This window comes from Pontibacter brevis, assembly GCF_054779655.1.
Map to the genome: position 1 here is coordinate 29735 of NZ_BAAGXV010000029.1, position 24371 is coordinate 54105.

Annotated in this window: 26 protein-coding genes; 13 read left to right on the top strand and 13 right to left on the bottom strand. The window is 38.7% G+C overall.

The window, feature by feature from the left end; all coding sequences use genetic code 11:
- Positions 1 to 77: 77 nt before the first annotated feature.
- The 8 genes from ACYVB1_RS09005 to ACYVB1_RS09040 all read left to right on the top strand — a co-directional run bounded on the left by ACYVB1_RS09005 (position 78) and on the right by ACYVB1_RS09040 (position 6426).
- Positions 78 to 671: a TlpA family protein disulfide reductase gene (locus ACYVB1_RS09005; protein ID WP_460923008.1), complete on the top strand. Its 594-nt coding sequence runs from the start codon at positions 78 to 80 to the stop codon at positions 669 to 671.
- Positions 672 to 1145: 474 nt separating this feature from the next.
- Positions 1146 to 1664 carry a hypothetical protein gene (locus ACYVB1_RS09010; protein ID WP_460923010.1) on the top strand — a complete coding sequence of 173 codons (519 nt, stop codon included), beginning with the start codon at positions 1146 to 1148 and terminating at the stop codon, positions 1662 to 1664.
- Positions 1665 to 1777: 113 nt separating this feature from the next.
- Positions 1778 to 2194: a hypothetical protein gene (locus ACYVB1_RS09015; protein WP_460923012.1), complete on the top strand. Its 417-nt coding sequence runs from the start codon at positions 1778 to 1780 to the stop codon at positions 2192 to 2194.
- 530 nt (positions 2195 to 2724) lie between these two features.
- Positions 2725 to 3189 carry a hypothetical protein gene (locus ACYVB1_RS09020; RefSeq protein WP_460923014.1) on the top strand — a complete coding sequence of 155 codons (465 nt, stop codon included), beginning with the start codon at positions 2725 to 2727 and terminating at the stop codon, positions 3187 to 3189.
- Between the two features lie 116 nt (positions 3190 to 3305).
- The gene (locus ACYVB1_RS09025) at positions 3306 to 3893 is read left to right on the top strand and encodes a hypothetical protein (RefSeq protein WP_460923016.1); all 588 of its coding nucleotides are present in this window, start codon (positions 3306 to 3308) and stop codon (positions 3891 to 3893) included.
- Between the two features lie 92 nt (positions 3894 to 3985).
- Entirely contained in the window at positions 3986 to 4795 is an 810-nt protein-coding gene (locus ACYVB1_RS09030; RefSeq protein ID WP_460923018.1) for a hypothetical protein, read from the top strand.
- Between the two features lie 52 nt (positions 4796 to 4847).
- Positions 4848 to 5531, top strand: coding sequence for an energy transducer TonB (locus ACYVB1_RS09035; RefSeq protein ID WP_460923020.1), 684 nt, complete (start codon positions 4848 to 4850; stop codon positions 5529 to 5531).
- A 499-nt stretch (positions 5532 to 6030) separates the two neighbouring features.
- Positions 6031 to 6426, top strand: a complete 396-nt coding sequence (locus ACYVB1_RS09040) for a hypothetical protein (RefSeq protein WP_460923022.1) — start codon at positions 6031 to 6033, stop codon at positions 6424 to 6426.
- Positions 6427 to 6467: 41 nt separating this feature from the next.
- On the opposite strand, the gene ACYVB1_RS09045 is transcribed toward ACYVB1_RS09040, so the two are convergent.
- Positions 6468 to 7742: a Y-family DNA polymerase gene (locus tag ACYVB1_RS09045; protein WP_460923024.1), complete on the bottom strand. Its 1275-nt coding sequence runs from the start codon at positions 7740 to 7742 to the stop codon at positions 6468 to 6470.
- Complete coding sequence (locus ACYVB1_RS09050; RefSeq protein ID WP_460923026.1) at positions 7739 to 8116, bottom strand: LexA family protein; 378 nt, start codon at positions 8114 to 8116, stop codon at positions 7739 to 7741. Before ACYVB1_RS09050 ends, ACYVB1_RS09045 begins: the two co-directional genes overlap by 4 nt.
- A gap of 293 nt (positions 8117 to 8409) precedes the next feature.
- On the opposite strand from ACYVB1_RS09050, the gene ACYVB1_RS09055 reads away from it, so the two are divergent.
- Positions 8410 to 8769, top strand: a complete 360-nt coding sequence (locus ACYVB1_RS09055; RefSeq protein WP_460923028.1) for a hypothetical protein — start codon at positions 8410 to 8412, stop codon at positions 8767 to 8769.
- Positions 8770 to 8780: 11 nt separating this feature from the next.
- Here ACYVB1_RS09055 and ACYVB1_RS09060 read toward each other — a convergent pair whose 3' ends face one another.
- A complete protein-coding gene (locus ACYVB1_RS09060) occupies positions 8781 to 9119 on the bottom strand; it encodes a hypothetical protein (RefSeq protein WP_460923030.1) in 339 nt (112 codons plus the stop codon).
- A gap of 10 nt (positions 9120 to 9129) precedes the next feature.
- On the bottom strand, positions 9130 to 9789 hold the full coding sequence (locus ACYVB1_RS09065) for an SOS response-associated peptidase (protein WP_460923032.1): 660 nt from the start codon (positions 9787 to 9789) through the stop codon (positions 9130 to 9132).
- Positions 9790 to 9971: 182 nt separating this feature from the next.
- Between ACYVB1_RS09065 and ACYVB1_RS09070 the strand changes: the two genes are divergently transcribed.
- On the top strand, positions 9972 to 10913 hold the full coding sequence (locus ACYVB1_RS09070; protein ID WP_460923034.1) for a DNA-processing protein DprA: 942 nt from the start codon (positions 9972 to 9974) through the stop codon (positions 10911 to 10913).
- Positions 10914 to 11092: 179 nt separating this feature from the next.
- On the opposite strand, the gene ACYVB1_RS09075 is transcribed toward ACYVB1_RS09070, so the two are convergent.
- The 3 genes from ACYVB1_RS09075 to ACYVB1_RS09085 are packed head-to-tail and all read right to left on the bottom strand — an operon-like array spanning position 11093 to position 13184.
- Positions 11093 to 11458, bottom strand: coding sequence for an HIT family protein (locus tag ACYVB1_RS09075; RefSeq protein ID WP_460923036.1), 366 nt, complete (start codon positions 11456 to 11458; stop codon positions 11093 to 11095).
- Positions 11459 to 11461: 3 nt separating this feature from the next.
- Positions 11462 to 12481 (bottom strand): HNH endonuclease domain-containing protein, encoded by a 1020-nt coding sequence (locus ACYVB1_RS09080; RefSeq protein ID WP_460923038.1) that lies wholly within the window; start codon positions 12479 to 12481, stop codon positions 11462 to 11464.
- 52 nt (positions 12482 to 12533) lie between these two features.
- Positions 12534 to 13184, bottom strand: a complete 651-nt coding sequence (locus ACYVB1_RS09085; protein WP_460923040.1) for a hypothetical protein — start codon at positions 13182 to 13184, stop codon at positions 12534 to 12536.
- Between the two features lie 1092 nt (positions 13185 to 14276).
- Here ACYVB1_RS09085 and ACYVB1_RS09090 point away from each other — a divergent pair.
- On the top strand, positions 14277 to 15671 hold the full coding sequence (locus ACYVB1_RS09090) for a hypothetical protein (protein WP_460923042.1): 1395 nt from the start codon (positions 14277 to 14279) through the stop codon (positions 15669 to 15671).
- A gap of 87 nt (positions 15672 to 15758) precedes the next feature.
- Here the strand turns inward: ACYVB1_RS09090 and ACYVB1_RS09095 are convergent, their stop codons facing one another.
- Together ACYVB1_RS09095 and ACYVB1_RS09100 are read right to left on the bottom strand one after the other, a co-directional pair.
- On the bottom strand, positions 15759 to 16037 hold the full coding sequence (locus ACYVB1_RS09095; protein WP_460923044.1) for a hypothetical protein: 279 nt from the start codon (positions 16035 to 16037) through the stop codon (positions 15759 to 15761).
- A 211-nt stretch (positions 16038 to 16248) separates the two neighbouring features.
- Positions 16249 to 16506, bottom strand: coding sequence for a hypothetical protein (locus tag ACYVB1_RS09100; protein WP_460923046.1), 258 nt, complete (start codon positions 16504 to 16506; stop codon positions 16249 to 16251).
- 1495 nt (positions 16507 to 18001) lie between these two features.
- On the opposite strand from ACYVB1_RS09100, the gene ACYVB1_RS09105 reads away from it, so the two are divergent.
- Both ACYVB1_RS09105 and ACYVB1_RS09110 read left to right on the top strand, forming a co-directional pair.
- Entirely contained in the window at positions 18002 to 18532 is a 531-nt protein-coding gene (locus ACYVB1_RS09105) for a hypothetical protein (RefSeq protein WP_460923048.1), read from the top strand.
- A gap of 144 nt (positions 18533 to 18676) precedes the next feature.
- Positions 18677 to 20659: a DUF4365 domain-containing protein gene (locus ACYVB1_RS09110; RefSeq protein ID WP_460923050.1), complete on the top strand. Its 1983-nt coding sequence runs from the start codon at positions 18677 to 18679 to the stop codon at positions 20657 to 20659.
- A 260-nt stretch (positions 20660 to 20919) separates the two neighbouring features.
- On the opposite strand, the gene ACYVB1_RS09115 is transcribed toward ACYVB1_RS09110, so the two are convergent.
- The 4 genes from ACYVB1_RS09115 to ACYVB1_RS09130 form a co-directional block, all read right to left on the bottom strand.
- Positions 20920 to 21462, bottom strand: a complete 543-nt coding sequence (locus ACYVB1_RS09115; protein ID WP_460923052.1) for a hypothetical protein — start codon at positions 21460 to 21462, stop codon at positions 20920 to 20922.
- A gap of 248 nt (positions 21463 to 21710) precedes the next feature.
- Complete coding sequence (locus tag ACYVB1_RS09120; RefSeq protein WP_460923054.1) at positions 21711 to 22787, bottom strand: HNH endonuclease; 1077 nt, start codon at positions 22785 to 22787, stop codon at positions 21711 to 21713.
- Positions 22788 to 22827: 40 nt separating this feature from the next.
- Positions 22828 to 23679, bottom strand: coding sequence for an agmatine deiminase family protein (locus ACYVB1_RS09125; RefSeq protein WP_460923056.1), 852 nt, complete (start codon positions 23677 to 23679; stop codon positions 22828 to 22830).
- A gap of 21 nt (positions 23680 to 23700) precedes the next feature.
- Positions 23701 to 24351: a hypothetical protein gene (locus ACYVB1_RS09130; RefSeq protein ID WP_460923058.1), complete on the bottom strand. Its 651-nt coding sequence runs from the start codon at positions 24349 to 24351 to the stop codon at positions 23701 to 23703.
- Positions 24352 to 24371 lie beyond the last annotated feature (20 nt).

Consider the following 24371-nt stretch of genomic DNA (forward strand, 5'->3'; position numbering starts at 1 on the left):
TAGCAGTTATGCTGCCGCTACGCCTTTTAATCTGCTATACCAGTATGGTTAGACTTGATATAAACTAAAAAAAGCTTATGAAAACATGCTACACTTGTTTTACCCCATTGTGCTTCTTGTTAGCAGCACAGGCAAGCGGTCAGGCTTATCAGGAGCAGTATGCAAAATGCTCTGAGCCTTTTGTGAACGGGGAAAATTTAACACCAGGTTTAGTTGCGGACTTTAATGAATGCATGGTTGGGGCAGAAGCACCAAACTTTAAAGTAACAACATTAGACGGGACTGTAGTTGAGTTGACTAAGCTAAAGGACAAAGTGGTAGTGCTTAATTTCTGGTCTACTACCTGCAAGCCCTGTATAGAGGAAATGCCTGCTTTAAATGAATTAGTGCGCTCCTACAAGGGCAAGAACGTGGTTTTCCTTTCATTGGCTCCAGAGGATGCAGAAACGCTTAGAAAGTTCTTTGTTAAATTTCCTTTTGACTACACGCCAGCAGCCGACACGGAAAAAGTAAGAGCAGACATTTTCAAACTTCAAAAAATTGTGCCTTACTCTGTAATCATCGATAAGGAAGGTAAAATTAAGAAGATGTGGTTTGGTAGCTTACCTGGTAGGGAGCAGATTTTCAGTCAATACACTCCTTTGATTGACGAGTGCTTGGCGAAGAAATAGAAAATTAATTAGTCTAACCACACCTTTACCACAGCTACGCCATTGCAAAGCCCACCACGTTAGTGGTAATGCTAATTAAGAAAAAGTCAGGAAAAGTAACTGGCTTAACTAATGACCACATTGACTGGATTCAAAGCGTACAGGAAATTCAATAAATCAATGTTCATGGACATATTGCTTACTGTAGTATCTCTCATGTTAATCATTACTGGTGTTTTAGTAATGTTAAATTATAAGTTCTACAAGTATGACACGAGTGATACACTTTTTGCGACTAAGTTGAAAGTATTTTTGAGTGGTCTACTTTTTAGTCTTATCGGTGTTTACGTTTTGGTTAACGAACTAATAACGCTTTTTAAATAGAGCAACAAACTGCAGGAATAAAGAGCATTTTATTTTAAAAGCAAATATCCACAAACCACACCTATAAGGCAGCTACGCCACCCAATAACCCAGTACGTTGGTAACAATAGAATGAAAAATTTAAGCCACCTGCTCATAGTTTTGATAGTTTCTTTCGGGTGTAGTCCAACTAAGATTGAGCCAGTATATGATTCTATTGAACTTGCGTATAGTAACGGCTGGACAGGTGGTTTCAGCCTAACCATTGACTCAAGTAATGTTGTCAGGAAATGTGAATATAAAATAATCAGTAAAATAGAATCTACCAAATGCTACTATGGCACTGTAAGACAAGAATCAATAGACTCATTAAATTATTTTGTAAACAGACTAAGGGAAGCAAAGCCTGATACATTGTATGATACCGTGTGTCAGGACTGTAGCTGGTATATAATAAAAGTGAATGAAGGAGGAACAACTATAGAATCCGAAGTAGTAGGCGACCATCACAAGAACTTAATAGATAGTTTAGCAAATTTTATCATCAAACGTTCAAGTAATATGCAGAACAGAGTTGATTCGGCTTATACTTTTGAATTAACCTCAAGGCTTGTTCCCAACCTTCCACCACCTCCGCCTACTAAAGAATAAAAACTAATATTGCCAACCCAGTTCAGCCGCAACCCTCGCTACGCTTCGGTCTTCGGCTGCACGAGTAACGTTAGGAGTAGGTAGTAATTGATAGAGAAAACTAAAAAATGTTTATGGGATTACTTGACCTTCTATCAGAGTTACCGATTCTTCTTTCATCAGATGGTGATGAGAGAAACAGAAAAAAGAAGAAGAGCGTTCTTAAAATTTTTTCTACTATACTGTCTACAGTGGGGGCTATTTGGTTGATTCGTGAACTGCCGAATATAAATGATTTAGTAAATCCATTTATGTTTATAAGTTTGAGCGGGTTAGCAAGTTTGACTGTAGCTGTACTTTTCATTCTTGTACTGTTCATGATAAGGCTGTTGAATTCTATAACACCAACTGACTTTGTGCTAATAGTTTTGGCTGTTTCTATTAACTTGTTCTGTGCCATAAGCTACATGAACAGGAAGAGTGATTATAAATTAATGAAAACTTCATCAGCAGAAGTGACAGAAGAATACCTAACCACTAACAAGGTATAGCAGCAAGCGTTGCTGACGCTGCGACGTTCTGCTACACGAGTACCGTTATGGGAAATTATAATAGAAAAAATATTCACCGATATTTCTAATGAATATTTACCACTTAATCTTCTTACTGTTTATCCCAATTGGAATCATAATAATGACAAAACATAAGTTTTATAAATATGACTCCAGTGATATGATGTTTGTGGCAAAGTTGAAGGTCTTTTTGAGTGTATTTTTTCTCTTTGTATCTGGTTTATTTGGACTTGTTGATGGAATTTTGAAGCTTTTCAAGTGAGTCAGTGGTGCTACAGGGTTAAGAACAGCCACCAGTCGTTTTAGTTGGGAAAGCTTATTAGATTATGTAAAAAAACTTTAGGGTTAAATTAATAGATAACACACTTTTGAAATGTCTGTATATGTTTGCTTACGCAAACACAGGTAAAGGATTAACTAAAAATAATTACCCATAACCCAGCACATAAATTAAGCTTCAGCTACACCTTGCTCGTTTTATGTACAACCCGTTCTCTGCAACTTAAAGTATGAAAAAAGCTTTCCCACTCTTTATAACAATCTTCTTAATAACAATCTTCTTACTTCTGCTCTTCGGGTGCCAAGAAGAAAAGAATAATGAAGAGTGCGAGAACTTCCAACTCCTTGGGTCTCTTAACAAAGGAGAGAAAGTGTCTATCAAGTTCAATTCAAAGGTGATTTATGAAGACTTCTTTGAAGATAAAAGCTGGACAGTTTCCCAGTTGTTTTGTGTAGATTATACAGATACTTTCAGTGTTGATTTTAGGGTTGTAAAAAACGGGGAGGTGGTGTTGGATACCTCGATGGTAGGGTATTCAAAGTTCGGGAACTACCTCCTTGCTCTCCCAAAGGGAAGACCTACAGGAGATTTGCTTGAAAAAGTTCGTGCAGATATTGACTTTTATGTGACCATTCCTCCTGATTCTTTAGTTAGAACTGCTGAACTTGAACCTGGATTGATTGTCTCACATTAACACCAAAATAAACTCTGGTTTGTGACATAAAAAGCATCAGAGAACAAAGTTCAGCCTTAACCCTTGCTACGCTATAGGCTTCGGCTGCACGAGTAACGTTTGCAGTGAAAGAAATTATGAAGAACTCTTTGCTATTCGTGTTTCTGGTGCTTCTAATCTCCTGCGGGAGTCGTGAAGAGAATATAAATAAAAGCACTGTCGAAAAAGCTGCCGAACCAATTTCAACCACAAAGCAAAATGTTCGTTTCGAACGCATTAGCTTTTCTATATTCCCAGGATGGAGCGATGAAAGGTATAGCAAGGACGTAGAGATAAATACTGATAGTACCGTCTATTACCGTTTAAGAGAAAGGCATGGCGAAACTGTGGTCGAAAATTATAAAGCAAAGCTTGATTCAGGGAGCATGGGAAGAGTGTATGGATTAGTGGACTCTATAAATTTCAACAGCTTGAAAGAAGGCTTTTACTTTGAAGAAGATGGAGCATTTCACTCATTGCAATTCGTGTTCGACAATGGAGAAGCAAGAATGGTTGGAACTATGCAAGGTGAGTTAAATGAGACGCTATATGAATTACTTGATATTGTTGAAAAACAAAATCTAATTAGGAGTGAGAATAGGCATTTTAGCACTACAGAAGACGTATTGATTCCTCCTCCGCCAGCCCCAGTTAGTGTACCCTATGACAGTCTAACCAGAAAATGAATACTACCTCTGCCAACAACACCTTTACGGTAGCTACGCCACAGCAAAGCCCAGCCCGTTGTGGGTGATTGGATTAATAAATAAAAAATCAAATGAGACAAATTCTGTTAGTCATCAGCCTTTTCCTGTTTTCCTGTTCTGACCAGATTACAGAGAAAGCAGAGAAATTGAATGAACAGAATTTAACGGAAGAAGCAAATCTGTCTCCGCCACCACCCCCATTAGGTGAACATATTGACCGCAACGATGTACTTTGCCTTTCTGAAATAGAAAGGGCAAAGGCAGACGTTAAGAAAGGAATACTTGTCTATTCAAAGTATGGTGGAATAAGAAGACATGATGATGAATTAGAAGAGTTATTGAAGAAGTTCAACGTTGCCTATAAACCTTTGGGTATGAACTGTGAAGCCGATTTAAACTGCTATGGGGTGTACATGGATAGTCTGATTGCTGAGAAGTACGGAGACTCCTTTATCCGCAGTCTTGGTGAGATTGCTGACCACATGTTCGAGGCAAGATGGGCAACAAAAACCTATGAGTACTGGGACGTTGATGTAGAGCCTAAGTACAGCAGTGTTCCTCCAGACACTTTTATACTAAAGAAACTAACATTCCCCAAAGGGTGGGATTACGAGCCAATGAGAAGTGAAAGGCAGTTTTTCTTTGCTGAATTTGTCATAGATACAACAGGTATGGTGTCAGATATCAAGGTAGGTAACTTTGGTTACAACCTTAAAGACACCAATGAAAAGTATTTAGCGTATTTTAAAAGAGAAATCAAAAGCATCATAGAAGAAATGGAACCATGGGAGCCAGCTTTGTTTAATTCTCACAAAGTGAAAAGCTGGTATCTTGTCGACATCAACTTAGACAAAGACAACCTCCCACAACAAAACCTATAAGGTAGCTATGCCACCTCATAACAGAGCCATTGGTTGTAAGGTAATTTTGAATATGAATCAGAGAACACCTATAGAAAAAATCAATCTTTCTTTTGTCTGTGAAAGGAATTGGAATCAGATGCTGCCTTGCAGCAGTGGCAGGCACTGTTCAGAATGTGACAAAACAGTAGTTGATTTCACAAACAAGAGCATGGAGGAATTGCATGCTGTGCTGGAAGATGAGGGGCAGGTATGTGGACGCTTTCATCATACTCAATTATCTCAGATTCCGAATACAAAGCCATTCCAATTTAAACGTATTGCTGCCAGCATTTTATTTGCAGTAGGGTTTAGTACCTTTAGCAGAGAACTCCACGCTCAGGCAGTTAGCTGTACTAACAATAATCACGAACATGATAAAGCGCAGTCAGAGATGGCATTTGGTATGGTTGGTGAAATAATGCCCATTTATAAACACGGAGGTGAACAGGGTATGTTGAATTTCATACAAAAGAACCTACAATACCCTGTTAATGAAAGTCTAAATGGACTGGTAGTTATTTCTTTTGTCATTGACACAACTGGGAGCGTTGTCGAACCTGAGATAATAAGGAGCCTTTCAGATGGAGCGGACAAGGAAGCGCTAAGGGTTACTGAACTTCTGGAATTTTATCCAGGTATGCAGGCAGACAAGAAAGTACCTGTGCGATACACGTTGCCTATCAGGTTTAGTAACGACAAAAGAAAGAAGAAATAGAAGTCCTGCTGTCAACAACACCCTTACTGTAGCTACGCCACCCCATCGCTTTATGCTTGTACAAAGTCAGAATAGCTAAATCTCAATCATAACTACCAAACTGACGTAGTTAGAAACATGCATTGTGTTCACATCAAGTTTCCATATATGAGAACATTCTTCAACCTGTTGATACCAGCAATCTTCATAGTGTATATTCCCTTCCGAATTTGGGAAGAGGTTAATCAGTACAATCCTAATAATTCTGGAATCCTGATTTTGTCTTTGCAGTTACTCGCTGCCTTAGGGTTTTTCATCTACCGCTTTAACAAATTCATAAAAAGGCAGAGTAGATAGAAGGAGGTTTATCAGATTGCTTTTGAAGTAAACTCAGTACCTAAGGCTGTGTATCAGTAACAGGCTCTGTCTTCTGTAGTAAGGCTGTACTACCTGTGGAAGCTAAAGCACTCACAAATGACTTTTGACCATTGCAGGTAATTTCACGAAGAAACACTGTGTGATGAAGTTTGAAATAGAAAAACCGAAGACGAGGAAGGGGCTTAGCTATGTTCTTAAGTCTTCTTTCCTAAAAGACGCAATCACATCCAGAGGACTTGATTGTAATGTTGTTCTGGTATACAGGACACCAGGTGGTGGAAATACAGAGGACTGCTCACTAATTGATGCGGAGTATTGGGTACCCAATCAGAATGTAGACGAGTACCGCTTTTACATTCGGGCAGGAGTCGTGCCTTCCACTGAAAGGAAAAAAGTAGAAGCTATTTTACTCGATGAGGTTTTATCAAGACTTGTTGATTGGATGGCAAGTGAGTTAAACCAACCACCTAAATCTACTAAATTGCCAGGTAAGTTCAGGGCTTCCTATAGAAATGGAGAACTGGTCCTGAATAGGTAAATAAACATACACCTTTCTGTTAATTAAAAGATGTTTATCTTCTACCTCACATAAACGGTCTGAATCTCACTCAGCCTGGTGGTATAGCAAGGAGATTTGAAATCGCTTCTGAGCAGCCATGCCTTATCTACCCCCTGTGTAGCCACGGCTACCTTTCCTCTACCGAAGCGGTCAGTCATGCTATCTATGACATCCATAATTTTTGCATGCTTATCCCTGTCAACCGTATCCAGCAGGTCTAACTGAATCTGGTTCTCTGGCACTATCTCAGTGACAATCACACCAGACTTCTTATACCAGTAGCCATCACGGTAGATGGTTCTCAAAGCTATGTTAGCATAGTGGATTAACTCAATATCAGAGTTGGTAGCAACAGGCATGCAGATAGTCTTGCTGTTGTAGTACTGTCTGTCGTTCTCAGAGAAACTGTTGGTATGGATGAATACCGTTATCAGTTTGGCGCAACTCTTCTGCTGGCGCAGCTTCTTGGCGCACTTTGCAGCATATGATGCAGTTGCTTCTTGTAACTCATCAAAATTGTTCACCTTCTTACCGAAACTTCTGGATGTGCATATGCCTTTTTTCGGTGGTGCAACCTCTTCCAATTCCAGACACGATTCGCCACGCAGTTCTTTCAGCAGACGAACACCAACAATGGTCATATGCTGTCTAACCCAGTTTTCAGATAGGTTGATGAAGTCAAAAGCGGTATTGATGTTTCGCTTCTTTAAAAACTTAGCATACTGACCACCGATGCCCCACACATCTTCGATTTTTGTGGCTTCTAACGCTTTCTGGATATGGTAGGGGTCAGTAAGCACCAATACTCCATTCGCTTTCCTGGACTTCTTAGCAAGCTTGTTAGCCACCTTAGCCAACGCCTTTGTCGGTGCCACTCCTAAGCTTACTGGTATACCAGTCCATTGATGCACTGTTCGCTTAATGTTCCAGGAATAGGAGAGAAGGTCTATGTCGTAAAAATCCCCCAAGTCCAGAAAGCACTCGTCTATAGAATATACTTCCACGTTGGGAGTGAATAACGACAGAGTATGCATTACACGGTCAGACATATCACCGTACAGCACATAATTCGATGAGAAGGCATGCACGTGCTTGTTCTCTACCAGATTTCTGATTTTGAAGTAAGGCTCACCCATCTGTATTCCAAATTCCTTCGCCTCATTGCTTCTGGCTATCACACATCCATCATTGTTTGACAGCACTACTACTGGTTTGCCATTCAGCGATGGGTCGAATACTCGCTCACAGCTTGCGTAAAAGTTGTTGCAGTCGCACAAACCGAACAGCGTAGTCATTGCTTCACTGGTTTATGAAGTATCCAGACCACCACACCCCACACACGCATGTCCATCTCTTCTGTGACCTCTATAGGCTTGTAAGCAGGGTTGGCTGGCATGAGATAAGCTTTGTTACCTACTTTTTTTAACGTTTTGACCGTGAACTCCCCATCCAGGAAGCATACCACAGGCATGCCATCGGATGCCTTCAAGGATTTGTCAATCACTAATATATCACCCTCATGTATATTAGCATCGACCATAGACGAGCCTTTAACACGCATCATATAGGTGGAAGTGGGATTCTGTATGATGTGCTTGAAGATGTCGATGCGGTCTTCCTCATATCCTTCAGCGGGGGATGGGAAACCTGCTGAGATATAGGAAGCCATTAAGGGTATCTCAATGCTTTCTAAGTAATCGAAGTCAAGATGCTCTAAGACCTGTGAACTGATGTGAATAATTTTTGCGCTGCACATATTTCCAACATTGATTAGCTTTTACTAATAGTGTTAGCAAATACGTAAACAAGAATAATAAAAGCTAAATATATTAGTTATATTTATTCACATGAATCTTCTGTTACGATGTAAATATGTATCAACCATGCAGTAACACAGCTTAAGACTGAACACTAAATAGATTTAGTTTTCTATCTTGGAGTCTGTTCAACTCATCCGTATCAATGACCTTTGACTTATACCTTGGTGGTTATGGACGTGACCACAGCTACCGAATCATTTTGCAAAACGAAAGCCTTATTATTTCCGACTACATCAGCATCCCTATGCCAGAACATAGTAAAGTGGTTTCTGTCAATAAGAATAAAGATTGGGGTAGGCTGGTTGAGTTTCTGAAACACTGTGGTTGGAAAAGAAGATATGACAGCGACATACTGGATGGTACTCAGTGGGAACTGAAGGCAAAGGGAGATGGCATCAAGACTAACTCATACGGCTCAAATGCTTATCCAGAAGAATTTGATGAGTTCCTGGTGCTGCTGAATAGAGTTATAAGTGTAGTGGGTATTGAAATCACCAGATAGCAGGAGACCTGCTAATCCCATAGACCCATGTTCTCAAAGTGCAGTGTCTCTCTCTTACACCGTGGGCAGTGCCAGAATTTTTTTTCATCCAGATAATCACCTGATAACACCACCGTTTTTTCCTCTGGCAGATTTTCTTCTACATCATCTTTGTAGAACTTGGCTTTCCTGCGGCATTCAGGACACTTAGAATAGCTTTTGCTCATATCCTTGCCTACTACTATACCACAAGCATCGCAGTGCGCTGGTTCGACTCTAATGCCGTTCTCATAGTACCTGAAGCCGATACCTTGATAGATGGTGTCGGACTCTAATCCGCATTGACATACAGCTTGGATGATGTTTCCCATGCAACTCTGGTTAAAGTGAATTTATAACCTCTGGTACATTGTTCATAGGCGAGTTCACCAACGTAGATACTGCATATGCTTTCATCAATTCAGCATCAAAAGGCTTCAGAAGCGATAGTAAATCCTCCTGTGTCTCATGCTCATCCAGCCATAGTTCTTCTGCCTCAGGTGAGAGAATTACAGGCATGCGGTCATGTATAGGTTTAACTAAGTCGTTGGCATCTGTTGTGATGATGGCATAGGTATGTAATATCTCACCAGTAGACTTGTCAGTCCACTCATCCCACAAGCCTGCGAAGCTAAAGGTTGCCTCATCCTTTAGAAGTATCCTGTGCGGCACCTTCCCATGTGGTGTCACCTGCCACTCAAAGAAACCATCCGCTGGTACCAGGCACCTTTTAGACTTCAGTAGACTTCTGAAAGATGGCTTCTCCGTAAGTGTCTCTGCTCTGGCGTTGATGGACCTCTTGATGGATTTTGAATCTTTCGCCCAAAACGGCTGTAGACCCCATGAGAAGAACTGAATTATATCTGGTTCTGTATTGGTCACCACAGGTAGATTTTGTGTTGGTGCAGCGTTGTAGTGTCCTTCTTTAAGACTTTTAGCTAATAGCTTAGCAGCTTTTGATACGCCCTTTGCTGTTGGTAAAACTGAGTATCTTCCGCACATTTGAGTGAAAATGCTGTATTTTGTCTTCCTTTCTTGCAGTGTACGATTTTAGGTATCTTGTAGCCATCAATAAAGGTCACCTAATCCTGTCACTTAAAGATTTTCCGCCCTTTAGTAACATGCATAAAATTAATCTGCTTTGAATAAGTAAGCTAACCCCTTAAGCCAAAATATAAAATCCGATGTTATCCAATAATAACCTGCTGCTCTTAAGCCAAATACCAGGTGTAACAGTTGCTGCGGTGAAAAGCACTATAAGTTATCTAAGTAAAACCAAGGCTTCATTTTCCGAGGCAGACACTGATATTATTGCGCTACTACATAATGTAAAAAAGCATAATCCCCGACTCAGGTTTACAATACCGTCACAGGAAGCCATCGGGGTAGGAAAAGAAGGACGAGAGCGGGTTGTGGACTGCTCCGCTAAACATGGCATCAGCATCATCGGTATCTTTGATGAGCAATACCCCGCTCTGCTAAAAGAGACGGCAAATCCGCCAGTTCTCCTTCATTGCAAAGGAGACATATCAACGTTAGAGTCGCCTACAGTAGCTGTTATCGGCACCAGAGAGCCTTCTGCCCATGTTGTTGAGACGGGACCTAAAATAGCCGAGTCTCTCATAGGAGAAGGTTTGACGTTAGTAAGTGGTTTGGCAAAGGGCTGTGACACAATCGCACATCAAGCTTCTGTAGATGCCGATAAACCTACTATTGCTGTGCTTGCTGGAGGGCTGCATAGCGTCTATCCAAAGGAGAATATGGGGCTGTCGGAAAAGATTCTTGAGAAAGGAGGGGTGCTGATAAGCGAGTTGCCGTACGGTCAGGAGCCACAGAGAAGCAGCTTTGTAGACAGGGATAGGATTCAGAGCGGCATAAGCTATGGAGTGGTAGTATTGGAGACAGGGGTTAAGGGTGGTACGCTTCACACGGTCAAATTCGCAAGAGAGCAAGACAGGATTGTGGGGTGCATGTACACTCAAGCTTCTGCTGGTTACGGTGACCACGAGAAATTCCAGGGAAATAAAGTCCTCGTTGAAAGTGGTCAGGCGGTGAAGCTTGGAGACAGTATACTGAATGCTGAATTCATAAATAGAGTAAAAGCGAGGTATAGGAGCAAAAGGTAAGACTGAACAGCTAATTAGGATGTGTCAACCTCCTGATTAGCTGTAGCTATTTGGTCAGGCAAGTTGTTAAAACTTTAAAACGGAAGTAGCTCTTTAAGTTAAATGTAGTGTAGTAAATTAACAACTAACTTTTGCATTTGGGATACGGTAGGGGTCGTAAGGCATCTAAAAGAAGAAAGTTAATAGTATCCCTTACCAGCCACACTATGCCTTACACCACCTCTTGGGTCTTCCATGTCACCTCTGTATCGTGGGATGAGATGGCAGTGGAAGTGCATCACTGTCTGTCCTGCAACTTCACCGCAGTTCATGCCGATGTTATACCCATCAGGAGCGTATTCCTGCTCAATTAGCTGCTTACATACCTCAATGACTTTTACCAGATTAAGCTTTTCATTTTCTGTCAGGTCAAAGTAGTCAGACCTAAGTTGGTTAGAGATGATAAGCGAGTGACCAGGCGAAACAGGGTATTTATCCCTAATGATGAAAAAGTGGTCGTCTTTGTAAATGATTCTGTCCTCTGGTATCTCAAGAAAAACACTCATTGCTTAAAATGTAGATGGTAACTCTATTTCTGGTTTCCAGGTATGTATGGAATGATTTAATGCTATATTATAATGATGCTGAAGAAACTGCCTGCGCTTTTCAGGAGTATCACCAGTCTGATTTACAATAGTCTCTGATAAAGGATGCTTACTCTCTATAAAGAACTCGTTTCTGTTGTAAAGACGATGCAGGTATTTCACATCAGGAACTGTAGCATTTTTCTTTCGATTGACACTTTTGTCTGCTAATACCAGATTCCATACGCCATTGATGTTAGCTGGGAAATGATTCTGTTTATTAAGATGTGGTAGAAAGTGGTCTACATCACAAATGTTGGGGGAGAGGCTGTTTACTGAAATATCCTGGAAACTGTAGAAGCACTTACCTTTCTGATAACCGTTCAGGGAGTCACGAACAGAAGTAATGTTAACCCTGCGCATGATGTTGTTCTCGATGAAGAACAACTCCTTATCCTCATCATACTGCACTTCCAGCAGGTTTGGGTTGATGTTTAGATTCCATGCTGTCTCCACCAAATTCCATCTGGCTTCAGTTTCCTGTCCGAAGTTCTGAAAGTGGAAAGACTCTTTCAGTTTCAGCAGGTTATCAGTTATGATAATTTCCTTCTTTCCGCTGGTGTAGTTCTTCTGGTAGAACTGGTCTGGAATAGTGCCTCTGTTTACCATCTGGAACGCATCCACCACGTTTACAAACCCGAGTCGTTCAGTTTGTACCAGAAGTTCATCTTTCGTGATTTGGCTGTTTATATAGCTTCTGCACGTATCTAAGAACCTGCTTGATGCTGAACTACCTTGTTTATCGTTTTGCTTCAGGTGGTCTACTATGTGTCTTGAAAAAGGCTCAGCAAGGTCAGATAGTGTAATAGCTGTTCTTTCCTTCTCGACCAGTTCAAGTAGTGCCTTGGCAAAGGCAAACTTATAGGTAGCTGTATTCTTACCGAAAAGGATAACTGCTCTCCATTGAGATTCAAGTGATGGGTCGTTTACCTGAAACTTTACCATTGTTGTTGTGTAGCTTCTAATAAATTGTTAAAACAGGAGTAAACTGTGACACCTATCTTAGCTCCTGTATGCGGCAATCATAGAACAAGTTGCCTTGGTGCTTTCGCCTGAACTGACATAGCTCATCGTAATAAATGATGTTGTCGTTGATACTGTCAAGTGGTATGATAAATTCCTCATCTGGATTATCAGGGTAGCCACCAAGACCCAAGGCGATGAAAACAGGCATACCCTTTTCTTCCGAGAACTTAGAGTAGTTATCCAGTTGGTAAGGTTTGGCTATTTCAACGGCATCATCAATGAGAGATGTCCTATACTTGCACTCTATAGCGAAGCGAGAGGCGATTGAGTTGTGGCTGTACTCTACTTCTAAGTCTGGTAGCATGTTGGACTCAGCGTATCTGCCATCAACGTACTTATCGCCACGCCATTCCTTAACTGTGAAGTAGGTTTGGTTCAGGCTTTTTACAATATACTCTTCGAACCTATCGCCTTTGCTTTTAGAGTCATTTCGGCTACTTCGCTTGTTGGAGTAGCTGGCTCTATGGGAACGGTAGCTTCTATTGCGCTGGTGGTACTTTATGTGCTGTTTATTCCCTTTACTCTTTTCTTTTTCCCAACCAAACACACCTGCAAGTATGTGATAGATAGCCATCAGAGTGGCTTTGGTGAGAATCAATGTGAACTTAAGTGCTTTACCCATAATAAGCAGGGTAACGGAAAGAAATTTTTTAAGACTGTCCAAAAGCTATTGTTGTTTAACTGAGAAATGAATCGAAGCTGTTTCGCTAACAGGAAACATCAGTCAAGTCAGCGAATTAGCAATATAGCTAATATAATATTTATACCAGAATCCAAACCATATCCACTGTATCGCTTTTAGAATATGATACACTTTATACATCAGAAAAAGGATAAGTTTAAAAATTTAGGATATTATTTTTTCAAACTTCAATGAGCAGTATTTAAACCACGTTAACAGCGTATCAAACCACTCTATTTAGGCTATATTAGCCACTACAGCAGTACCAGCAAAACAAGAAGGTGTTTGGTAGCGATAGTATAGATGTCCTCTTATAAGTGATGTAATGCTCTTATGAGAGTTAATCTTGAAGAAGGTATGTGCAGGATATGCTGATGAATCAGTTTTATACAAGTTAATGATATAATATACTTACTTATTTATGATACCTTTTACTGGTAGGTAAAGAAGCTTTCTTAATCATTCTGTCTCTATTTATACATCTGATAGAAGTCATTCTATAACCTATTTAACAAGCCTAAGTCTTCATCCATTCTGAAAGCTACCTGCTCGCTTCCGCTCTCAGGTAACTGTTGCACTCGCTCATCGCTCATGCATACAGAATATGTGAAAAAATGTGAAATTTTAGGTGTTTGAGAAGTAGTCTAAAAACTGTGAATACAGTTAATAGAGAGGGTTTTTGATAAATAATATCTTACAAGTCATTAACCATAAGATATAGAATAAGAGAAAATATTGGAAATGGAATTTGAGCCAATTTTATACAAGTTAATGATATATAATACTTACTAATATTAACTAATACTTAAAGACAAAGAAATTCATCATCAAAGTATTTCAACATCATTATTGGGTATGATTTCATCTTTTATGAACGGTAGTGAAGAACAGATAAGATTATAGTTAGTATTCAGAATGATGGAATATGGCTTCATAGAAAATATATTGCTATCAATCTTTAAACTAATTACTGATTTCTTATAAAAGCTATATCAACAGATATATAAATAAGAAAAAAAGAATTAGTTAGAAATGAAGATAAAGAACAATGAAAGAAAGCTTTACATACCAACAAAAGTCGACTTACCGCAGCTAATATTAGCTAAATACAACAGTGAAAGATACCGCTTAGACCACCAGGATAAATATGCCTATGTGCTGTCTAAAATAATTGAGCAGAAGATATTCTCCACTTCAAAAAGAAACGGTCTTGTACCTTTGAAAGCCACAACTCTACGAGATGTTTTGGGTGCTGACTACTACCAAATAATAGTTGACGACCTGCTGGAATGGGGTGTTATCGTTACGGACAATCAATACGAGCCTGGTGTGGTGTCAAGAGGATACGACATCTCCCAGGCGTATAAATCGAAAGCGGTGGAGATAATGATATTGAAAGACACTTTCGCAGCTAACCTGCAAAGAAGAAAATACAAAGCAGCTTCCAAACCAGAACACTATATTTGGTCGCAGTTGAAGTATATCCAAATACGCCAAAAGGAAGCCCTGCAATACATTGACGAGAAATATGACAGAACTATCCAACTGATAGATTCGCTGCTGCCAGAGGGCTTGTATGATAGCTTTAAGCAGGCGATAGATGATTATCCTGAAGTTGACTTCTATTCTATTCCATTGAAATACGAAGGCGAGTTTGATGAGGTCTTCCTGAACGATGTCAAGTGCCTTAAGTCAGTTATGCAGGATAAGCGGAATGCAGATATAGTTTCTGTTCAAAATATCGTAAACAGAAACTATTGTTTTTCTGTGGATGCTAATACTGGACGTGTCTACACTTTTATTACTAACCTGTCCAGGTCACTGCGCCAGTTCCTGTATCATAAGAAGCATCCTAATGTGCCACTGGTAAATATCGACATTAAGAACTCACAGCCATTCATCTTCTGTAGCCTGCTGGTAGACTACTATCAAAACAATCTTCCAGTGGATGTTCAGGAATATGTTCAACTATGCAGTAATGGCATGCTGTACAACGTGCTGATGATTGAGATGAATTTTATAGGTGACAGAACATCTTTCAAGCAAATGCTATTCGCCACCTTGTTCTATTGCCGCAACGGATGGGCTGACAAAAGTAAGGATTCTGAATATTTCAGGCATAGGTTTCCTAACGTATATGCTGTCATAAAACATTACAAGGCTAATGATTATACGCTTCTGAGTCGCCTGATGCAAACCACGGAAGCCGATATCATGATAAAGAAAGTGGTGAATAAACTGATGCGTAACAGCACGTTTCTTTCGACCATACATGATTCAGTACTAACGCTCCCAGAACATATTACTGTGGTCATGGATGAGATTAAATATTACTTTAACAAAGAGTACAGCATAGTGCCATCACTGGATGTAGAGCAGATTACCAAGCACAATAGTACTGAAGCATGTGTGCCAATGGCAGCATAATCAGGTAACATTAGCAACATAATCAAAAAGGAACAATGAGCAGTTTATTCACTCATTGTTCCTTTTTGATTATGTTGTTTTCTGATGCTACTCATCACAGAGTAGGGTAGCAATCTTCCTGCTCCTGGTCTCAGCTTTCACTTTCTGCTCATAGACCTGAGCATATACTTTCTCCTTGACCCACATGTAATATCCTTGAACATGCTTTTTGGCAAAAGAGTACCCGAGACCCTTTTCCCTTATTTCCTGTAACGCATCCGCTACATCTTCTGTGTTTAGTAGAAAAGCTTCTTTTCTGTACTTATTAATCAGTTCTTCTATTTCATCAAGTGTCAAATTTTTAGGGTGCTTATGTTTACGTGCCATATCTCTTGCATTTGTTTATATTATATATAAACTCCCTGCTCTTTGTAAATACATCGTATGGCTTCAGGCTACAGTGTTTTTCCAAAGCCATCAGAAGATTTTAGGAACCGCCTTTTCCTAAAAGTACATGTGTGAGTATGACTAAAGCGAAAGAGTGTTACCACAGCCACAGAAGAAACTCTGTTTGCTACAGTAACACTCTTTTGTTCTATCAGTTGTTAAACAATGAGTCCATGTCTAAACTATCTATAAACCCAGTGTCCAGCGAGCCAAATTCCGTGTCCAGCTTATCGCTAAGTATCTCACTGATTTTCTTGTTTCGGTTCTGTATTATGAGTCGCTTGCCATGTACTTCTTCAGCCACTTTCCATCGAATAATATACTCGTTGGCTAATTCGTGTTTCCCATACTTTATATAATCCCTTGCCACTGAATAGAAACCCTCCACATAGAATTCTAATTCAGACATAGTTGCTCTATAGCAATGTTCTGTTTCTTCTTTCACTAAGTCAGTGAATTCCTCGTCACTCATAAAGTCTGTGTTGTTCTGTATCATGTTATTCTGTTTTTACTATCTGATTATTCAGTTTTACAAACTTTATACATTTAAAAAAGTGAATGTTTTAAATCAGGAGCAGGAAAATTTTCAGGAATGTTTAAAAAAGGTAGGATGAGGAAAAGCAGACCATTAGCGGCACCCTCATAGTTCACCGTTTACTATACAAAACTTAATCTTGCTTCTGGTATGGTAAAAGCCACACTGCCTCTGTAGGGATAAGAGTTTAGTTAGATTCTTGTTCTGCAAGAATGCTGGCTGTCACACTAAAAGCGTTCAATACTCATGTATCAGCCTCTCTATTTTACCGACCCTGATGGTCATTAAATCCTTTATAACTTCATCAAAGGCGCAGTTCTCATCTGCATCGAAAACGTGCTGTGGTAGCTGTTTACAATATCGTTTGAGATAGCTACAGGCGTGCTGAAGTTTCATCAACCTGTTAGTTTTCTAACTCACCATCCACATGAACACCGTTTTTCAAGACTTAAGAAGTTAGAATATTCTGTAAATCTTGCGTCTTTTCGTATACTTGTTCGTCTTCATATTATAAAAATAAAACATATATCATGAAGACAATTAGCAGACTTATATCGCTTTATATCAAATATTTATCGTGTTCAAAAATGTTTACCGATAAAAGTTATTATTATAAATAAACATTCACTTTTGCCAAAGTATAATAAGGGAGGACTCATTCGGGTTCTCCCTTATTATTTTTGATTAGTCAGGATTTAAACTACTCGAATACCTACAAGATAATATGTATAAAGTCAAGACAAATAGCATCGGAAGTAGATAAAGAGACTGCTCAAATGATAATGTATAAGTAAGGGCAAATGCCTGCTACATAGTAATTGTATAGCACGTTGCACAGGAATGGCATCTGCTTTTTTGATGAGGATGGTTCTTTTAGATATATAAATTCAAAAAAGACATATGCCACGATTTACAGAATCAGAAGTAGAGAAATATATAGATGATTTCTTCCGTTCACTACCTGATAATCACCAGTACCAAGAGAGATAAGTGGGTGCGGTTTATTTTGCTCTGCTGGACGACCAGTTCAGAGAAGAGATTGCTGAGCCAATGCAAGATGTTAAGGAGTTAATTGAGCAGGCAGAAGAGTATATTCAGAGCAGGATTAAAGGTTTAGGGTAGTGCCTTTTCATGTTGCTTCCTCACTTATCAATTTTTATAGTCACACACCAATCATTTTGGTAAATAAGGATGGTATTGCCGCAGTAGTTACTATATTGTGTTAGCGATATACTATGGAGGAAGCCACTCAAATAGCCCTAACAGCTTCAAAAATGAGGAAAGAGCAGACAAGACCACTTCCGTACATAGTGCAGGTAAGTCGAATAACTCCGTTTAGCCGATAGTTGGCATGCATAAAAATCATAAAATGAAAAATTTACTCCTTCTCTGCTTCTTGCTTACACTAATCGCATGCGATAACCAAGTTGCAAAAAGTAATACAGAAACAGCAAGGCAAGTAGATTCATATAAGCTATCTGACACTCTTCACCTAAAAGACTTTGAGGTTGTATATGATGATAATGGGAAGAGTAATTTCTTTTCTTCGTCTGATTCAGCATTCTCTCGAAAGTATATGGGTGAAGTTAAAAGAGTGAGTGTGGCTTTAACCGTGGAAGAAAAACGAAGGATTTATAATGTGATAAAGAAGGAGGATATTTTAACCTTGCCTGATACAATAGAAAGAGGAGATAGAAGGTGCATATTACCATCCTTTAGTACCGAAATTATAGTAAGAATTGGACAGATGAAGAAGAGAGTCTATGATAACGGCTTCTGTGAGATAAATGACAAAAATGTAGAGGAGAGGTTCCTTAGAATAGAAGAAACTATAAGGGGAATAATTAATAACAAAGAGGAAGTGAGAAGCCTTCCAGCTTCTAATAGGATGTATATGTAAATTACATATGCCAACCCCACCTTTACTGTAGCTACGACACGGCATAGGCTCCATACTCGGCTTTGCCTCGTTCAAAGCCTCTCCTAAACGTTGTAAGAAACGACTGTGCAAAACTGATTATCATATATAAAAATTGTAAAGTACTTGGAAACACCAAATAGGCATAACAATCATATTTTAGAAACTGAATCAAGTAAGTTTTTTAATTCTCAAGTTCCAAACGATTGGTATGTTGATAAGCCTGAGCATGATTATGGTATTGACTATGTGGTTAATATTGTTACTAATAATCAAGTGACTGGACTTAGCTTTTCTGTTCAATTGAAAAGCAAAATCAAAGAGAAAAGTGATGACTTTACTATTATATCATTAAAGCATTCAACCTTAGGATTATATCATACAAAGTTAGAACCTGTATTGCTTGTTTCATATGTGCAAGAGGAAAAGGAAGCATACTGGTGCTGGTATAATGAGTTGGAATTTGATTTAACATCATCTCAAAAAACGTATAGGATAAAAATTCCTAAAGCAAATAAACTTAGCAAAATTGATTGGGATTCAATTTCAAAATACGTTCAGAATATTTTTAGTATCAAAATGCTTGTGGAAGGTATCAAATGTTTTGAGTATGATGAAATTTCAAATTCACAGATTCTTGCGTGGAAATATTACTTTTCACAAGATTATGAGAAATCAATTTTCTATTTCAAAAATCTTTTGAAAGAAAATCCTAATGATATTATAATATTGGAAGGTTTGGCACAGAGTCAATATAACACTTTTCACTACAAAGAAGCTATCAATAATATTAATAAAGCCATTGAACTTTCAGGTACATCTAACCAATACTTGACAAAAGCTTGCATATTGGCAGAAGATGGCATGCAAAATAAAATTAAAGGCAAAATTATTGAAGCTAAAAATATATTTAAGGACTATTTAAGTAAGGATAATACACAATATATTTATCACTACAATTACGCAAATACTCTGAGTCGATTAGGATATAACCAAGAAGCAATTACTCACTTTGAATTGTGCTTAAGGCTAAATCCGAATTTTGAGCAAGCTTGGAAAAATCTTGGACAGGTCTACTTTGATATAAAGGAACATGAAAAAGAGCTAAATTGTTATGATAAGGCTTTAAGAATAAATCCCCAATTACCTCAAGCTCTTTTCAGTAAAGGTGTTACACTTTCAAGAATTTTTAATAGAGACGATGAAGGTTTATCACTTATGTTGGAAGCGATTAGAAATGATGAAAATATGCTATTTGAATATCAATATAGCTACTTTGGGATTGCTTATGCTTATGAAAAACTTGGAAATGTAAAAGAGGCTTTAAATTGGGTTAATAAAGGATTAGACCATTATTCAGATGATATTGTTTATTTAAATTTTAAAGCAAATTTACTGATAGAAAATTGGAAGGACAATGAATGGTTAACAGATGATGCGTTGCGCTTTTTTGAATTTCGTCTTGAATTAGAAAATGATTTTAAAAGTTTGTACTCAATACTTTTAATCAAGCAATTGAAGGATGAAAAGCAAATTTTTGATTTAATAAAAAAACATACTTCCATTTTCAGAGAAATTAGTTTTGAATCAATTAAAGCTTGTGAGATAAAGCTAAGTGAGAACATTGTTTTCTTGCTACAGTTTGATAGATATCTTGATTTTAGAAATAGTCTTTCAATTTATAGATATTCAGACCATTTGATTTCTGAATTGTATATAATTTCAACAGAATTTTGGGAAGTTCTTGATTTCATTTTCGCAAAAAGCTTCAGTAATGCGATTGCTCAATATTTTAGTAACAAGGATTCTGGCGTTATAGCACGGACTATTTTAAATGACTTAGGAATAGCAACAAAGGCTATTAAAATGATTTTTCCTGATACAGATTTTCCACAAGAAGAAGCAATTAAAGTAATGGCTCATGTTTGTGCTGAATTTCCAATAATTATAATCCGTGAATTTGGGGCTCAAATTGGAATGATAACAGGTTCATTAGGAATAGATAATCCAGAACTAACAACAGAACTATCTGAAGAATGGTTTGGGAAACTTCATGAGCGGAGTTTAATCGAAATAAACAAAAAATTAAAACTATTAAAGGAAGATTGAAATCAATACCGAAACGCTAACATCGTTTATAGTGCATCATCAGGTGTTGTGGTGGACGTGTAATAGTCAGGATGTAAGCTGACTTTCTCTGGTATTAAACAGTAGTTTACCTAACATTTCCCTCTTAACATTTTTCTTTCGTAATCCCCTCTCACTAAATCATGGAGGGGTTGCGAAAGAAAAATGAACCTGTAAGCCTTTTGCTACCAAGGTTAGCAGTAGTGTTAGGTCAAATAGTGGCAATCACACTTTAATAGAACTTATATTACCTTTCCCTTATCCCAGACCTCAATCAACTCTTTGAATTCAATCAAGTCTGCTGGTTTCCCAAAGAACTTTTCTCGCATTTCGTCTCTGTGACCGATACAGAACACCTCTTTTATAGGCATTCCTTTCTTTCCAGCAGAGCGTACGCTGTATCTTTCGTATTCCTGACCTTTTGGGATAAGCTTCTTGCAATGGTAGCACTCATAATCTTTGCCTGCCTTCTGAAATGCCAAGCCTCTGTCGTGTCGCTTCTCTACTTTGGGCAGTAAATCCTCATTATATTCTTTCGTTTCATCTGCGTAACTCCATGAGTAATTGCCAGCACATCCGATTTCTTTGTAGTCTCCAACCTTCCCATAGCCGAAGTCCTTATAGTCCTCTGAAAGCGTATAGGCATCACAGTACCACGCACCAGCCGAGAAACGTATGTTATCAATTTTATCTAAAGTAATTTTTAAGTTCCCCCAAGAAAATCTTACAATTTCGAAAGGCAACTGCTTTTCATTCATTAAGTAAAGTTGGTAGATGTTATACATGTGAACTTTATCTTTTAAATCTTATCTGTGGCTTTTTAAGAACTTATTTAGCTGGCTTGTATTTGGAATAGCCGTTAGCTTTTCTGTGCCAGTTTCGTGTGCATAATATCCTGTTACAACTCTTGGGTTGTGCAGGTCATGTACGATGTATATATGATATTTATCGGTAGCGGTATAAGTCTTTGCCTGCCCCCAATATATCATTTCATGTATGTTTTGGAGAGTGTATTTTGGTAGTGCCATAAATATTATTGTAGTTTTATTGCCTTAACTGTCACGATACTGCCATCAATACTGAATTTAAAATTTATGGGTGTATGTTCCACTACCTTTGAGTTTCCATAGTGCAGTTGCCTGTGGTGGTTCGCACATACAGTAATTAGGTTGTTTACACTTAAAACGCCTTTCTTCAGAGTAGAAACAGGTTCAACATGATGTGTCTCAACATAATGTTCTCCGTTGGGCTTCTTGAAAGAATAAGGGTTGAATCCCATGGCTTCACAGACGAGGCACCGATAGTTGGTTAGCTTCTTAACTTTGTTGGCAATTGCTCCCCGCTCTATATATGATGAAATTCTCTGTTTTACTTCTGGCTTAGCCTTTTTCATATTTTTTTCTAACTCGGCTATTCCCTCTACTGTATCTGCGCTACTGTCACCAACAGACAGGTACATATCATCAAGCGTATTCCTTTCCTCGATAATATCCACTAACAGTGGGAATTTAGCAGTGAAAGAGTTAAGCTTTCTATTATCTGGGTTAAGTTTAGAGGCTAATAACAGTAGGTTCTGGACGTTATCAGAACTTAAGTAGTTAAACCCCTGCTGAGAAATTTTTCTGTCTTCAGGCAGAAGATTATGGTGTTGCACAAGGTCGTTATCAATAACCAGGTGATTATCAAAGTAGATAATATCATCAGGATTAGCAGCAATGTTACCCCAGTCGTATTCTTTATACTTAGGGTGCTGAGCCTGGCGAAACCATTCTCCAAAAATTGGGAAACCATACAGTCCTACAACAGATTTCCTGTTGCCATTTTTATAGTCGCTGCTAAAGAGAAAGAGTATATTTACCGTTTTCTGCTTATCAGCAGCAGGAAGTCTGTTCAGCATAGGAGTATAGCCAATATAGTAGCCATCAGCTTCGCTTGGATAGATATCATGTCCAAAGTTTAGACTTTCGTGCATGTGCTTCTCGTTCTTCACGAAGTTGTAGTTCGATGCTTTCAAGTCCTGCTCCGTTGGGTCATTAGCCCATTTGTTGCTGTTCCATGACATTGAAGCAAGGATGCCATAGTTCTCAATCACAGTAGTTTTTGTTTCCATATATTACATATTTAGGTGGTTTAGATTGAAGTTGAAACAATCAGAACCTATCTTCACCATTTTGGATGTTCCATGTAATGCAGTTTAATACACCTCCTTGTTGAGCAATTTCACTACTGTTAATGGTTGAAATCTTACTCTTAGGAAACAGTTGTTCAAACTGCTTTACCACAATTTCATCTTCTTTCATACCGTAGGAAGGCACAATAATTGAATCTTTCATTTGCAGATAATTGATATAGATTCCGTTTGCCTGTATCAATCTCTCATTTCCGTAAGGGGTGTATGCTACCTCCACCCAGTCCAAAGCAGCATTATGAAGAGCCATCCTGAGGTTAAGCTGGAACTGTGGCTTCTCTTTTGAATAGTCGTTTATTAGTACTGTTCTTTCATCCAGGAAGCGAACCATGCCATCGGCATGCCCAATTTTATCTGAAGAGTCGGTAGGTATGAATATAATCTGTTCTACTGCTAACTGCTCCTGCAATTTCTTTATTAGCTGTTTCTCAGGTATCTGTGGATTTTCCGTGAACACCTTATCACACATGATAGCCTTATCTGAGGCACGTACTACATTTCCGCCATCTACCTTGATAGCTGACTTTACAGGAACGATATTTATTGATGAACAAATAGCATCAGTGTCAGAAATAGTCTTTTGCCACTTCTTACTTTGAAGATAATCAGGGTTGTAAACGAACTGCAAAAACTTATTATTAGCTATCTGTATGGGCATATAGTCTCTTGCCCAGATATCTTTTGTGCCAGGTAGCAGTTCATAGTTGATTCCGCACTCATCCAGCACCTTTTCGACCCTTTGATAGAACTGAGGGTACTTCTTCGGGAGGGTGTCTGCCAGATACAGAAAGTTGGTCTGGTCGTCTGTTATCATAGTGACAATGATGGTGATGTACTAACTAAGAAACTGAAACTTCTCCCGATAAAAGTCTATCTTGAACTGCTTTACAGGTGCCTTAAACTGTTGGTAGTGCTGATGTCTGCTGCGGAATGGCAAACAGCGTGAAATACCTATGTTCGCAGCGTTAGATGGGGAGTATAACACAACACATCTGATTTTTCTTCCGAAGTAGCTTTCTGGAATTATGAACTCACTTTTATTTTCATCAAAAGTTTGCTTGTAGTCGATTCCGAAGGCTTGTGTAAAAAGGTTTCCAGCGCTATTCTTCCCGAACCGTGATGTAAAATAGATTGTATCAATCTGACTGTTCAGCAGAGCATGGTGAATTTGCTCTTTATTCAGGATTATATTGTAGAGTGATTTATCATCAGTCACCGCTGCACTCTCCCTGTCACATTGCCTGATGATATCGGTAATCCATACATTGTTCACCCTGAGCATGGTGTTAATGCTGTCAAAGGAAACCAGGTTATGGTGCGGATAAGCATTGTGAAGTATATCCCAGAAGCTACCAACGTTTCCGTAGAAGAACGGAATCAGAAAATCATCATGTGTATGAGGGTGTATTGTTCCCACAATCATTCTTGTGTCCGTATGGCGAACAGGGTACTGGTCTATAAACTGATGAGTAGTCGTTACAGGCATGTATGTGTTTTAATTTATGT